We start from the raw sequence: 13,442 nt of genomic DNA, 5'->3' as shown, positions 1-13,442 counted from the left end.
GCGTAAGCCTTCCTTAAGCTGAGAATGTGAGTGGGTACAGTTTACAGACATTACCCAAAGCTGATAAGCGCAACGCCATCAGGTATATCAGTGCCACCAGTGCGCGATTTGCCAACCTAATCGCGCCGCAACGCGCGCCGCTCTGCCATCATCGTCAAAGCGTGGATTAAATTCAACCATATCCACCGCCTGCAGTTTACCGCTACGACACAGGGGTTCAATCAGATTCAGCAGCGTCGCCAACGGTACGCCCAGCGCAGCGGGCGCCGACACGCCGGGCATTTCCCACACCGGCAGCACGTCGAGATCGATAGTCAGATAGATAACATCCAGGTTGGCGACAAACTGCGCTAACTGCGCCTGCGCCGTTGCACAGAACAGATCCTCCACCACGGTCACACCGAGCCGTTGCGCCTCATCCCATAGCGCCTGGGTGTTTGCCGCCCGACTGACGCCGATACAGGCATAGTGAAATTCACGCTGCTGTTCATCGCAAAGCTGCGCCAGTTGGCGAAACGGTGTACCGGAAGTAGCCTGATCGGCATGGCGCAAATCGAGGTGCGCATCGAAGTTGACGATCCCCACTTTCGCCTGCAGGAACGCATCCAGCACGCCTGCGCCGTGCGCAAATGCGGTTTCGTGTCCTCCCCCCAGAACAAAGGTACGAATATTCTCCTGCTGACAGCGCTGCACCGCATTGCGTAGCGCCTGCTGCGCGCCCTCAAGATCGGGGGCTTGGGCCACAATATTTCCCAGATCTACCAGCCGATGATGCCCATCGTGGCTGGCTAAATTCGCCAGCGCCTTGCGCAGCACATCGGGCGCTCCGGCGGCTCCCGTCCGGCCCTGATTACGTTTCACGCCTTCGTCGCAGGCAAACCCAAGCAGCGCTATCTGCTCGCGATACATTTCTGGGCTAAATGTCGGGCTCAGCGTGATAGTCTGAAACAGGCGCAGCGCATTCGGCGATTCGGCGCGATCATCACGTCCCTGCCACAGCGCAGGTGAAACAGGTTGCCAGTGAGTCATACTATTTGTCCTTTGAATACGCGTTGGTAGAGCGGGTTACGCCCCGGTTCATACAGGATCTCGACCGGAAGAGTTGCATCCCACACCACAAAATCGGCCACAAACCCGGCCTTCAATTGACCATGAGTGGCATGACGTCCCAGCGCCCGGGCCGCATGACGGGTTACGCCCGCCCATGCTTCTTCCGGCGTTAAGCCAAACTGAACGCAGGCCATATTCATCGCCCAGTGCAGGCTGATAAACGGGCTGGTACCCGGGTTAAAATCTGTCGCCACCGCCATCGGTACCTGATACTGACGCAGCAACGCCACCGGCGGACGCTGTTGCTCTTTAAGGAAATAGAATGCGCCGGGCAGCAGCACGCCGACCGTACCGCTTTGGCTCATCGCCGCCACGCCCGCTTCATCGAGATATTCAATATGATCGGCGGATAACCCGTGGTAGCGGCTTACCAGCTGTGCGCCACCCAGCAATGACAACTGTTCAACATGGCCCTTAATCGGGATGCCCAACGCCTGCGCGGCCTGAAACACCCGCTCGCTCTGCGCCAACGAAAAACCCACGCTTTCACAAAACAGATCCACAGTCTCGAACAGCCCTTGTTCCCACAGCTGCGGCAAAATGGTCTCGCACACCAGCGTAATATAGCCGTCAGGATCATCCCGGTATTCTGCTGGAGTCGCGTGGGCAGCCAGCAGCGTGGGGCTTATTTCAATGATATTCTCCGCCGCCAGCGCGGCTGCCACGCGCAATATTTTCTCTTCTGTCTGCAAATCCAGGCCGTAACCGGATTTTATTTCCAGCAACGTAACGCCTTCTTTGATCAGCTGTTCCATACGCTGATGCGCTAGATGTAAGAGTTGTTCATCACTGGCGCTGCGGGTCGCTGATACCGTGGCATTGATACCCCCACCCAGGGCGCTTATCTGCTGGTAGGAGACACCGTTTAGCCGCTGCTCCCATTCACCTGCGCGGTTTCCACCAAAGACCAGATGCGTATGACAGTCAATCAGGCCAGGTGTAATTAGCCTGCCCTGCATATCAAAGGTATTGTCATGTGTGAGATAGAGCGATGACTCCGGGACGATATCGCGAATCTTCCCCTGGCGGACGATCAGCGCATGACCCTCCACCAGCCCATACGGGGTGTTACGTTCGGGATCCATGGTCGCCAGACGAACATTGCGCCAGATAACATCATCAGGGAAGAATTGCTGCATTCGACTCACCACTTGTCATAGGTTGTATAGACATTTATTTTTGATTATACGGATGTTGTCAACCTGAAGGACCGTAATTGTTATGTATTTGTGATATAAGGACTCTCCGCGCCGGGCATTACGGCGATAAAAACAACTTTTTACCTTTTAACCTTCCCGTTTCGCTCAACTTAGTATAAAAAAGCAGGCTTCAATGGATAACTTTCAAAGCCCGGAGCAACCTGTGAACATATCATCAGTTTCCCGTCTGGCGCTGGCAATGGCTTTTGGCGTGACGCTGACCGCCTGTAGCTCTACGCCGCCCGATCAAATTCCTTCCGATCAGACCGCGCCAGGTACCTCTTCGCGCCCGATCTTGTCGGCCAATGAAGCGAAAAACTTCGTTGCTGCGCACTATTTTTCCGCGCTGACGCCAAACACCGCGCCGTGGAGCCCTTCTGCTATTTCTCTGCCTGCACAGCCTGACTTCGTGGTTGGCCCGGCTGGGACTCAGGGCGTCACCCATACCAGCATTCAGGCTGCGGTTGATGCGGCAATCATCAAGCGTACTAACAAACGTCAGTACATCGCGATTATGCCGGGCGAGTATCAGGGCACGGTATATATCCCGGCAGCAACGGGAAGTCTGACGCTGTACGGCATGGGCGAAAAACCGCTGGATGTGAAAATTGGCCAGGCTATTGATGGTGACATGAGCACCGCAGACTGGCGTCGTACGGTGAACCCGGGTGGTAAATACATGCCGGGTAAACCGGCGTGGTATATGTTTGATAATTGCCAGAACAAGCGCGGCACAAATATTGGCGTGATGTGTTCTGCCGTCGTCTGGTCGCAAAATAACGGTCTGCAATTGCAGAACCTGACCATCGAAAACAATCTGGGTGACAGCGTTGATGCGGGTAATCACCCGGCCGTTGCGCTACGTACCGATGGCGATAAAGTGCAGATCAATAAGGTCAACATCCTCGGTCGCCAGAATACGTTTTTCGTGACCAACAGCGGCGTACAAAACCGTCTGGAAAACGATCGTCAACCGCGTACTTTGGTAACCAACAGCTACATTGAAGGCGATGTGGATATTGTTTCCGGTCGCGGCGCCGTGGTGTTCGATAACACAGATTTCCGCGTTGTGAACTCCCGTACTCAGCAGGAAGCCTATGTGTTTGCACCCGCGACGCTGTCAAACATCTACTACGGCTTCCTCGCCACAAATAGCCGCTTCACGGCGAGTGGTGATGGCGTGGCACAGTTGGGCCGCTCGCTGGATGTCGATTCAAACACTAACGGTCAGGTCGTTATCCGCGACAGCGTGATCAACGAAGGCTTTAACATGGCAAAACCATGGGCTGACAGCGTTATCTCGAAGCGTCCTTTTGCCGGTAATACCGGTGCACAAGATGACAAAGGTGAAATCCAGCGCAACCTGAACGACACCAACTTCAACCGCATGTGGGAATACAACAACCGCGGTATCGGTAGCAAAGTGGTTGCCGAACCGAAGCAGTAAACGCCATTCCCTTATCCAGGCCCGGCAGACTCATACTCTGCCGGGCAGTATGCCGGGTGCTCATCCGGCATTCAACGCAGAATCAATACGCGTTCACCACGACCCACATCGGTCCCTGCCCCACAGCATAACGTCCCTTCTCTGCCAGCAGCCCCTGCTCGCCAGCAATCTCATACACCGCGATATGGTGCGATTTTTGCCCGGCGGCAATCAGGTATTTACCGCTGTGATCGATATTAAAACCGCGCGGCTGAGCTTCAGTAGGCTGGAAACCCTCTTTGGTCAGCACGCTGCCATCTTCAGACACGCTAAAGATCGTAATCAGGCTAGCGGTGCGGTCACAGGCGTACAGATGACGACCATCCGGTGTAATGTGAATATCCGCTGCCCAACGGGTATCAGTGAAATCAGCCGGCATCATATCCAGCGTCTGCACACACTCAATCTTGCCGTACGGATCTTCCAGCGCCCAGACGTCAACGGAGCTGTTCAGCTCATTCACACAGTAGGCAAATTGCTTATTCGGATGGAACGTCATATGACGCGGGCCCGCGCCTTCAACGGTGGTCACTTCTGCCGGTTCCTGCGCCACCAGATGTCCATCATCGCTTACCTCAAACAGACAGATACGATCCTGTTTCAACGCCGGAACCCACAGGATACGGTTATCCGGTGAGATGTTGGCCGAGTGGCAGCCGTCCAGACCTTCAACCACGTCAACCTGTTCCACCGGCAGGCCATCTTCCAGACGCGTGACGCTCACGCTCCCGGCGTTATAAGAGCCGACAAACACGAAACGTCCCTGATGATCGGTAGAAATATGCGTCGGGCTACCCGGCAGCGCAGACTCCGCCGCGAAGGTCAGCGCACCGTCATCAGGTGCAATGCGGTAAGCCAACACGCGAAACTCCGGGCGCACGCCAACATAGAGGTAGCGCTTATCCGGGCTGACGACCATCGGCTGTACCTGACCCGGCACATCAACCACCTGCGTCAGCGTCAAAGAACCATCATGATTCAGGCTCCAGACGTGGATTTGCTGACTTTCAGGGCTGGCGGTATAAACGGTTTGCTTCATGAATACTCCTTTGCTTTTTGGCAGGTGGCTGCAATTGCCTGACACACGCCTAAGGTAGACGCTTTTAACGGTGAATGCTTAATTAAGGCGCAGAATTTTGTCCGGCTCCCGTCTCGGTGTACCATTCCAGCAGACAAAATTCTCAACCTTAATCTGGAAATAACTATGACCGCACGCGTGATTGCCCTGGATTTAGACGGTACCCTGTTGACCCCGAAAAAAACCTTGCTGCCATCCTCTCTTGAAGCGCTCGCGCGCGCCAGAGAAGCAGGATACCAACTTATCATTGTCACAGGTCGCCATCACGTTGCTATTCATCCTTTTTATCAGGCACTGGCGCTGGATACACCTGCAATTTGCTGCAACGGCACCTACTTGTATGATTATCAGGCAAAAACGGTACTGGAATCCGATCCCCTTCCGGTAAACCAGGCATTACAGCTGATCGAAATGCTGGATGAACATCAGATCCACGGGCTGATGTATGTGGATGAGGCCATGCTGTATGAGCGCCCAACCGGGCATGTGGTGCGTACCGCTAACTGGGCGCAAACCCTGCCGCCGGAACAGCGCCCGACCTTCACCCAGGTCCCTTCGCTGGCGCAGGCCGCACATGACGTTAACGCCGTCTGGAAATTTGCCCTCACCGACGAAGATATTCCGAAACTGCAGCAGTTTGGTAAGCATGTTGAACAACAGTTGGGGCTGGAGTGTGAATGGTCCTGGCACGATCAGGTCGACATTGCCCGTAAAGGCAACAGCAAAGGACGACGCCTTACCCAGTGGATTGAAGCACAGGGCGGGTCAATGGAAAACGTCATTGCCTTTGGTGACAACTTTAACGATATCAGCATGCTGGAAGCTGCAGGTACCGGCGTGGCGATGGGTAATGCGGACGACGCGGTCAAAGCCCGCGCCAACATCGTAATTGGTGACAACACCACCGACAGCATCGCGAAATTTATCTACTCCCACCTGCTGTAATCACGCGGTAATCGATACGCTCTTAATTTGCGCGTACAGCCACAGGCCAGGTTTGATACCCAGTTCATCCCTGGCCCACGGGCTGATCCTCGCCCACAGCGTTTTACCGCCCACTTCAAGCTGAACCTCCACCTGACCATTATCGTCATAGCACTGCGCGACTTTCGCCCGCAGCACGTTACGAATACTGGTCTGCTGCGGCGGTTGAAGCACCAGCGAAACATCAGATGCCTGAATACGAATACGCAGCGCAGTTTGCAGCGGTTGATCCAGCTTATTGACCCATAGATGCTGATCGCCAAGCGCCAGTGCAGTCATTGCGTAATGTGGATGATGTTCCAGCACGCTGACTTTCAGAATGCTGCTTTGCTGTTCCTTTGGTAGCCACGGGTGCATCACGCTGCTGCCCCAGACATCTTCCAGCGATCCGAACGCTTTGACCTGCCCGTTTTCCAGCACCATCACTTTGTCAGCCAGGTGCAAGATTTCATCGAGCGAGTGGCTGACGTACAGCATCGGAATATTAATTTCACGCGCCAGGCGTTGCAGGTAAGGCAACAGTTCGCGCTTACGCGGGATATCCAGCGAGGCTAGCGGCTCATCAAGCAACAACAGTTCCGGCGCGGTAAGCAGCGCCCGACCGATGGCTACGCGCTGTTTTTCACCGCCAGAAAGACCGCCAGGCAGACGGTCAAGCAGCGATTCAATGCCCAACAGGGCCACCAGCTTATCAAACTGTCCGGCCATACTTTTCGCCATACCGTAACGCAGGTTGCCGCGCACTTTATAATGCGGAAACAGGCGCGCATCCTGGAAAACATAGCCCACCCGGCGTTTTTCGGGCGTTAAACAGATACCGTTCTCGACGTCGTTCAAAACCCGTCCGTTAAGCACGATGCGCCCGGACTGCGGCTGCGTCAGGCCGCTGATGGCGTTAATCAGCGAGGTTTTACCCGCACCGGAAACGCCAAAAATAGCGGTGATCCCACTGGCTGGCAGCGTTTCGTTGAGCGTCAGGCAATGCGTCCCCAGCGTTTGGGAGAAATTAAGTTCCAGCATGATTACCGCCCCGTCCGTTCACGGCTAATACGCGCCAGCCATTCAGAAATCAGCAGTGAAATCAGCGCTAACACAATAGAAATGATACATAACCTTGCCGCCGCGCTTTCGCCGCCGGGGGTCTGGATCAGGGTATACATCGCCGACGGGATAGTGCGGGTTTCGCCAGGAATATTGGAGACAAAGGTAATCGTTGCGCCAAATTCCCCGAGGGAACGCGCGAACGCCAGCACCGTACCGACAATAATGCCGGGAAGCATCAGCGGTAAAGTAATCGTGACAAATACGCGCCAGCGTCCAGCGCCCAGCGTGCGGGCCGCCTGCTCCAGCTTGACATCGACACCTTCCAGCGCCAGACGAATAGCCCGAACCATAAGCGGGAAAGACATCACCGCCGCAGCCAGTACCGCACCGCGCCAGCTAAAGGCAAAGGTAATGCCAAACCAGTCGTACAGCCATTCGCCAATGAATCCGCGGCGTCCCATGGCGACCAACAGCAGATAGCCCACCACGACCGGCGGCAGTACCAGCGGCAAATGCAGAACGCTGTCGAGCAGCGCTTTGCCCGGGAACTTGCATCGCACAAGCAGCCAGGCAAAGAAGATCCCAAACGGCAGACTAAACAATACAGCCAGGGAAGAAACTTTCAGGCTCAGTATGACGGCCTGCCATTCAGGATCGGTCAGTATCATTACTTGGTCGTAAATCCATAACGTTTAAAGATTTCAGCAGCCTGCGGTCCTTTCAGGTAATCATAGAACGCGCTGACCGTTGCGTTTTTGTGCCCATCAACAATTGCGATAGGGTATTCCACTTTTTTGTGTGAATCTTCCGGGAAAGTCGCAACAACTTTTACACCCTTGCTGGCGACAGCATCGGAACCATAGACGATCCCCAGCGGCGCTTCGTTACGCTCTACCAGCGCCAGCGCACCGCGCACATCTTCGGCAGGTGCCAGTTTCGGGGCCAGGGTATCCCATGCCCCCAGTTTTTGCAGCGCTTCTTTAGCATAAATGCCCGCCGGAACATGTTCCGGATCGCCAACGGCCAGACGCCCACCATTTAACAAACGGGTCCAGTTGGTTTTGCTGTCGATGGTGAAGTCTTTCTGCGCACTGTCTTTCGGTGCGACAACCACCAGGCTGTTACCCAACAGCGTTTCACGCGTGGCGGTATCAATCGATTTTTTGTCTACCGCGTAATCCATCCATTTCTGATCGGCAGAGATAAACAGATCGGCCGGAGCGCCTGCTTCAATCTGGCGCGCCAGCGTGGAAGAAGACGCGAAAGAAGAGACAACGTCAACGTTCTTCTCTTTTTTGTATTGCGTCGCAATATCCTGCATCGCGTTAGTCAGTGAAGCCGCTGCGAAAACAGTAATCTTTCCTTCATCCGCCAGCGCATGCCCGGCAACAGTAAGAGAAAGTGTTGCCCCGGCAAACAAGCGTAACCATGTACGTGCCATCTGTAACTCCTTTGCGTTTCGTTATGTAGTCGCAAATATAACGAGTAAACCAGGATTTTCCCAGTGGTTATTGATACCAATTTGAGGTTACACGAAGAAAATATCGGCAGGGAAAGCAGGATCTTGAGAAACGGTAGACTGAGAAAACGGGTTGGAAGGCGTAAAAAATATAAACGCCCGACTGAGCGGGCGTTTGGGGAATCAATGATTCTGTCTGGACTGGTCTTTTTGACCGATACCGGAGAAAATGTTGAACACTTCACCCAGTCCGTAAATCAGACCCAGAATGATGGCCATTACCACAGGTACCATGATTACGGCGAATACCAGACTTTTCAATAACTCTAACATGGTCAACTCCAGATGTAGTCCTTAGCTGTATTCTAACCACATAACGCAGAAAAGCACTCCCCTTTTGTGCGGTCGGCTTTGCTCAGGCACGGTTTTCCGTCACAATACCCTTTTTTGCCAGGAGCTTGTGATGCAGGCCGAAATCCTTCTTACGCTGAAACTTCAGCAAAAACTGTTTGCCGATCCCCGTCGCATTTCTCTGCTTAAGCATATTGCGCTTTCCGGCTCTATCAGTCAGGGCGCGAAGGATGCAGGTATTAGCTACAAAAGCGCCTGGGATGCGATTAACGAAATGAACCAACTCAGCGAGCAGACGCTGGTTGAGCGCGCCACAGGCGGCAAAGGCGGCGGCGGCGCGGTATTAACGCGCTACGGCCAACGCTTAATCCAGTTATATGATTTGCTGGCGCAGATCCAACAAAAAGCCTTTGATGTTTTGAGCGATGACGATGCGCTACCGCTCAATAGCCTGCTGGCGGCTATCTCTCGATTTTCACTGCAAACCAGCGCCCGTAACCAATGGTTTGGCACAATCACCGCCCGCGACCACGATCAGGTCCAGCAGCATGTCGACGTCCTGCTGGCCGATGGCGAAACGCGCCTGAAAGTGGCGATCACTGCGCAAAGCGGCGAGCGTCTGGGTCTTGAGGAAGGTAAAGAAGTACTGATTCTGCTGAAAGCGCCGTGGGTGGGAATCACTCAGGACGACGCCATCGCTCAGGCCGCCGATAACCAGTTGCAGGGCACGATTAGCCATATTGAACGCGGTGCGGAACAGTGTGAAGTGCTGATGACGTTACCAGACGGCCAGACGCTGTGCGCCACCGTTCCGGCCCAAGACGCCGCAACGCTGCAAGAAGGCGCTAACGTCACCGCCTGGTTTAATGCTGACAGAGTGATTATCGCCACGCTGTGCTGAGTAGATTGACATCAGCCTGAAGAACACGTATCCCTGTTATTAATCGCTGCAAATAATGGGATACAAAATGTCATCGTTGCAAATTTCGCAAGGCACGTTTCGTCTTAGCGACACAAAAACGCTCCAGTTAGATGCGTTGACGTTAAACGCGGGTGATAGCTGGGCGTTTGTTGGCGCTAACGGAAGCGGGAAATCCGCGCTGGCCCGCGCACTGGCGGGTGAGCTGCCGCTTCTGAAAGGCGAGCGCCACTGTCAGTTCACGCGTATTACCCGACTCTCCTTTGAGCAGCTACAAAAGCTAGTCAGCGACGAGTGGCAGCGAAACAACACCGATCTTCTTAGTCCCGGTGAAGACGACACCGGGCGCACCACCGCCGAAATCATCCAGGATGAGATCAACGATCCCGTCCGCTGCGCTGCGTTGGCGCAGCAGTTTGGCATTTCTTCCCTGCTCAACAGGCGTTTCAAATACCTTTCCACCGGTGAAACACGTAAAACCCTGCTCTGTCAGGCGTTAATGTCCGCGCCGGATTTACTGATCCTTGATGAGCCCTTTGACGGGCTGGACGTGGCGTCACGCCGTCAGTTAGCAGAACTGCTCGCGGAGTTGCATCAGGCCGGCTTTACGCTGGTGCTGGTACTTAACCGCTTTGATGAAATTCCCGAGTTCGTGCAGTTTGCTGGCGTACTTGCCGATTGCACGCTGACAGAAACCGGCGCAAAAACCGACCTTCTGCAACAGGCGTTAATCGCTCAGCTTGCCCATAGCGAGCGGCTGGACGGAATTCAGTTACCTGAACCGGACGAGCCTTCGGTGCGCCGTACGTTGTCAGATAACGAGCCGCGAATTGTGCTTAACGATGGCACGGTCTCGTATAACGATCGCCCTATCCTTCACCATTTGAGCTGGCAGGTAAATCCGGGGGAACACTGGCAAATCGTCGGCCCCAACGGTGCGGGAAAATCAACTCTGCTCAGTTTAATCACCGGCGATCACCCCCAGGGCTACAGCAACGACCTGACCCTGTTTGGCCGTCGCCGTGGCAGCGGTGAAACTATCTGGGATATCAAAAAACACATCGGCTACGTCAGCAGCAGTCTGCATCTGGATTACCGGGTGAGTACCACAGTTCGCAACGTTATTCTCTCTGGTTATTTTGATTCAATCGGCATCTATCAGGCCGTTTCCGACAGGCAGCACAAGCTGGTGCAACAGTGGCTGGATATCCTTGGCTTCGATAAACGTACCGCGGATGCGCCATTTCATAGTCTTTCCTGGGGACAGCAGCGGCTGGCACTGATTGTTCGCGCGCTGGTTAAACACCCGACGTTGTTGATCCTTGACGAGCCTTTGCAAGGGTTAGATCCGCTCAATCGCCAACTGATTCGCCGTTTTGTGGATGTGCTAATCGGTGAAGGTGAAACTCAACTGCTGTTCGTCTCTCACCACGCCGAAGATGCCCCAGCCTGCATTACCCATCGACTGGAGTTTGTGCCCGAGAACGACATCTACGCCTATCGACTAACGTCTCTGCGTTAGTTTTCATTGCAGGGCGTTTATCACGCCCTTTTTTTCTGCTTTTTTTCAGATAAACGCTGAAATAACAACCTAACATAATGATTTAAAATAAAATAACCATTAAAAATCCGTGAAACTTATGGAGTGTAAACGATTCCACTAATTTATTCCATGTCACACTTTTCTCATCTTTGTTATGCTATGGTTATTACATACCATAGGCTTAACGGAGCGAATTATGAGAGTATTGGTTACAGGTGGTAGCGGTTACATTGGAAGCCACACTTGCGTGCAGTTGTTGAAAAACGGTCACGAGGTGGTGATCCTGGACAATCTCTGCAACAGCAAACGCAGCGTTTTGCCCGTCATTGAGCGTTTAGGTGGCAAGCAGCCGACCTTCGTGGAAGGGGATATCCGTAACGAAGCGCTGATAACCGAAATTCTACACGATCATGCTATTGACACGGTCATTCATTTTGCGGGTTTAAAAGCCGTTGGAGAATCCGTTGCCAAGCCGTTGGAGTACTATGACAACAACGTCAATGGCACCCTGCGTCTGGTGAATGCAATGCGCGCCGCCAACGTGAAAAACTTCATTTTTAGTTCCTCCGCGACCGTCTATGGCGATCAGCCACAAATTCCTTACGTTGAAAGCTTCCCCACCGGCACGCCGCAAAGTCCGTACGGCAAAAGCAAGCTGATGGTAGAACAAATCCTGACCGACCTGCAAAAAGCACACCCCGACTGGAGTATCGCCTTACTGCGCTACTTTAACCCGGTTGGTGCTCATCCGTCGGGCGATATGGGGGAAGATCCGCAAGGTATTCCCAACAACCTGATGCCTTACATCGCACAAGTTGCCGTGGGCCGCCGCGAGTCCCTTGCCATATTTGGCAACGACTACCCAACTGAAGATGGCACCGGCGTTCGCGACTACATCCACGTGATGGATCTCGCCGACGGCCACGTCGTCGCGATGGAAAAACTGGCGGGCAAACAGGGTGTGCATATTTACAACCTCGGAGCAGGCATCGGCAGCAGCGTACTGGACGTGGTCAACGCCTTCAGCAAAGCCTGCGGTAAACCCATTAATTACCATTTCGCCCCGCGCCGTGATGGCGATCTTCCGGCTTACTGGGCAGATGCCAGCAAAGCCGATCGCGAGCTTAACTGGCGCGTGACCCGCACACTGGATGAAATGGCACAAGACACCTGGCACTGGCAGTCACGCCACCCGCAAGGATATTCGGATTAAGGACCAATCATGACGCAATTCAATCCTGTCGATCATCCACATCGCCGTTTTAACCCGCTCACCGGGCAGTGGATCCTCGTATCACCGCATCGCGCCAAACGCCCGTGGCAAGGGGCGCAGGAAACCCCGTCTAAGCAGGTACTGCCTGCACATGACCCGGACTGTTTCCTGTGTGCTGGCAATACGCGCGTTACCGGTGATGTAAATCCGGATTACACCGGAACCTATGTTTTTACCAATGATTTTGCGGCGCTGATGTCCGATACCCCGGACGCGCCAGACAGTCACGATCCGTTGATGCGTTGCCAGAGCGCGCGCGGTACCAGCCGCGTAATTTGCTTCTCGCCCGATCACAGCAAAACGCTGCCAGAACTCAGCGTCTCTGCGCTGACAGAAATCGTAAAAACGTGGCAGGAGCAGACCGAAGACTTAGGGAAAACCTATCCCTGGGTGCAGGTATTTGAGAATAAAGGCGCGGCGATGGGGTGCTCGAACCCGCACCCACACGGTCAAATTTGGGCCAACAGCTTTTTGCCCAACGAAGCTGAACGTGAAAATCGCCTACAGAAAGCATACTTCGCCGAACAGGGTGCGCCGATGCTCGTTGATTACGTCCAGCGTGAACTGGCAGACGGCAGCCGTACGGTCGTTGAAACTGAGCACTGGCTGGCAGTTGTCCCTTACTGGGCCGCGTGGCCGTTCGAAACGCTGCTGCTGCCGAAAGCGCATGTGCTGCGTATTACCGATTTGACCAACGAGCAGCGTGCTGACCTGGCGCTGGCGTTGAAAAAACTGACCAGTCGTTACGACAACCTGTTCCAGTGCTCATTCCCCTACTCCATGGGCTGGCACGGCGCGCCGTTTAACGGTGAAGAAAACGAACACTGGCAGTTGCACGCTCACTTTTACCCGCCGCTGCTGCGTTCCGCGACCGTGCGTAAATTTATGGTCGGTTATGAAATGCTGGCAGAAACCCAGCGAGATCTGACCGCAGAACAAGCGGCTGAGCGACTGCGTGCGGTCAGCGACATCCATTTTCGCGAATCCGGAGTGTAA

At 54.2% G+C, this 13,442-nt stretch carries 13 protein-coding genes; 6 read left to right on the top strand and 7 right to left on the bottom strand.

Annotation, left to right across the window (positions count from 1 at the left end; translation table 11 throughout):
• Positions 1-87 precede the first annotated feature (87 nt).
• A complete protein-coding gene (gene hutG, locus WC7_RS18115) occupies positions 88-1,029 on the bottom strand; it encodes a formimidoylglutamase (RefSeq protein WP_016152333.1) in 942 nt (313 codons plus the stop codon).
• The gene (hutI, locus tag WC7_RS18120; protein WP_016152332.1) at positions 1,026-2,249 is read right to left on the bottom strand and encodes an imidazolonepropionase; all 1,224 of its coding nucleotides are present in this window, start codon (positions 2,247-2,249) and stop codon (positions 1,026-1,028) included. Before hutI ends, hutG begins: the two co-directional genes overlap by 4 nt.
• Positions 2,250-2,472: 223 nt before the next feature.
• Here hutI and WC7_RS18125 point away from each other — a divergent pair, with 223 nt between their 5' ends.
• Complete coding sequence (locus WC7_RS18125) at positions 2,473-3,756, top strand: putative acyl-CoA thioester hydrolase (protein WP_029139460.1); 1,284 nt, start codon at positions 2,473-2,475, stop codon at positions 3,754-3,756.
• Positions 3,757-3,838: 82 nt separating this feature from the next.
• On the opposite strand, the gene pgl is transcribed toward WC7_RS18125, so the two are convergent.
• Entirely contained in the window at positions 3,839-4,834 is a 996-nt protein-coding gene (gene pgl, locus WC7_RS18130; protein WP_016152330.1) for a 6-phosphogluconolactonase, read from the bottom strand.
• A gap of 165 nt (positions 4,835-4,999) precedes the next feature.
• Between pgl and WC7_RS18135 the strand changes: the two genes are divergently transcribed.
• Positions 5,000-5,818: a pyridoxal phosphatase gene (locus tag WC7_RS18135; protein WP_016152329.1), complete on the top strand. Its 819-nt coding sequence runs from the start codon at positions 5,000-5,002 to the stop codon at positions 5,816-5,818.
• Here WC7_RS18135 and modC read toward each other — a convergent pair whose 3' ends face one another.
• The 4 genes from modC to WC7_RS25225 all read right to left on the bottom strand — a co-directional run bounded on the left by modC (position 5,819) and on the right by WC7_RS25225 (position 8,693).
• A complete protein-coding gene (gene modC, locus WC7_RS18140) occupies positions 5,819-6,877 on the bottom strand; it encodes a molybdenum ABC transporter ATP-binding protein ModC (protein ID WP_016152328.1) in 1,059 nt (352 codons plus the stop codon). It lies immediately after the preceding gene.
• 2 nt (positions 6,878-6,879) lie between these two features.
• Positions 6,880-7,569 carry a molybdate ABC transporter permease subunit gene (gene modB / locus WC7_RS18145; RefSeq protein ID WP_016152327.1) on the bottom strand — a complete coding sequence of 230 codons (690 nt, stop codon included), beginning with the start codon at positions 7,567-7,569 and terminating at the stop codon, positions 6,880-6,882.
• Positions 7,569-8,342, bottom strand: coding sequence for a molybdate ABC transporter substrate-binding protein (modA, locus tag WC7_RS18150; RefSeq protein WP_016152326.1), 774 nt, complete (start codon positions 8,340-8,342; stop codon positions 7,569-7,571). Before modA ends, modB begins: the two co-directional genes overlap by 1 nt.
• A gap of 201 nt (positions 8,343-8,543) precedes the next feature.
• On the bottom strand, positions 8,544-8,693 hold the full coding sequence (locus tag WC7_RS25225; protein ID WP_003023026.1) for an AcrZ family multidrug efflux pump-associated protein: 150 nt from the start codon (positions 8,691-8,693) through the stop codon (positions 8,544-8,546).
• Positions 8,694-8,823: 130 nt separating this feature from the next.
• On the opposite strand from WC7_RS25225, the gene modE reads away from it, so the two are divergent.
• From modE to galT, 4 genes are all read left to right on the top strand, one after another.
• A complete protein-coding gene (gene modE, locus WC7_RS18160) occupies positions 8,824-9,612 on the top strand; it encodes a molybdenum-dependent transcriptional regulator (RefSeq protein ID WP_016152325.1) in 789 nt (262 codons plus the stop codon).
• Positions 9,613-9,679: 67 nt separating this feature from the next.
• Positions 9,680-11,152, top strand: coding sequence for a molybdate ABC transporter ATP-binding protein ModF (gene modF, locus WC7_RS18165; RefSeq protein WP_016152324.1), 1,473 nt, complete (start codon positions 9,680-9,682; stop codon positions 11,150-11,152).
• Between the two features lie 217 nt (positions 11,153-11,369).
• Complete coding sequence (galE, locus tag WC7_RS18170; protein WP_016152323.1) at positions 11,370-12,386, top strand: UDP-glucose 4-epimerase GalE; 1,017 nt, start codon at positions 11,370-11,372, stop codon at positions 12,384-12,386.
• Between the two features lie 9 nt (positions 12,387-12,395).
• Positions 12,396-13,442, top strand: a complete 1,047-nt coding sequence (gene galT, locus WC7_RS18175) for a galactose-1-phosphate uridylyltransferase (protein WP_016152322.1) — start codon at positions 12,396-12,398, stop codon at positions 13,440-13,442.

This window comes from Citrobacter sp. KTE151, assembly GCF_000398845.1.
Taxonomy (GTDB): Bacteria; Pseudomonadota; Gammaproteobacteria; order Enterobacterales; family Enterobacteriaceae; genus Citrobacter; species Citrobacter braakii.
The sequence above is the reverse complement of the archived record's forward strand: the minus strand, read 5'-3'. Positions and strand labels throughout refer to the sequence as shown.

Excerpts from the sequence above, each read along its gene's own strand:
- modF (WP_016152324.1), top strand. The coding sequence starts at position 9,680 with ATGTCATCGTTGCAAATTTCGCAAGGCACGTTTCGTCTTAGCGACACA.
- hutI (WP_016152332.1), bottom strand. The coding sequence starts at position 2,249 with ATGCAGCAATTCTTCCCTGATGATGTTATCTGGCGCAATGTTCGTCTG.
- WC7_RS18135 (WP_016152329.1), top strand. The coding sequence starts at position 5,000 with ATGACCGCACGCGTGATTGCCCTGGATTTAGACGGTACCCTGTTGACC.
- modB (WP_016152327.1), bottom strand. The coding sequence starts at position 7,569 with ATGATACTGACCGATCCTGAATGGCAGGCCGTCATACTGAGCCTGAAA.
- modC (WP_016152328.1), bottom strand. The coding sequence starts at position 6,877 with ATGCTGGAACTTAATTTCTCCCAAACGCTGGGGACGCATTGCCTGACG.
- WC7_RS25225 (WP_003023026.1), bottom strand. The coding sequence starts at position 8,693 with ATGTTAGAGTTATTGAAAAGTCTGGTATTCGCCGTAATCATGGTACCT.
- modA (WP_016152326.1), bottom strand. The coding sequence starts at position 8,342 with ATGGCACGTACATGGTTACGCTTGTTTGCCGGGGCAACACTTTCTCTT.
- hutG (WP_016152333.1), bottom strand. The coding sequence starts at position 1,029 with ATGACTCACTGGCAACCTGTTTCACCTGCGCTGTGGCAGGGACGTGAT.
- galE (WP_016152323.1), top strand. The coding sequence starts at position 11,370 with ATGAGAGTATTGGTTACAGGTGGTAGCGGTTACATTGGAAGCCACACT.
- galT (WP_016152322.1), top strand. The coding sequence starts at position 12,396 with ATGACGCAATTCAATCCTGTCGATCATCCACATCGCCGTTTTAACCCG.
- pgl (WP_016152330.1), bottom strand. The coding sequence starts at position 4,834 with ATGAAGCAAACCGTTTATACCGCCAGCCCTGAAAGTCAGCAAATCCAC.
- modE (WP_016152325.1), top strand. The coding sequence starts at position 8,824 with ATGCAGGCCGAAATCCTTCTTACGCTGAAACTTCAGCAAAAACTGTTT.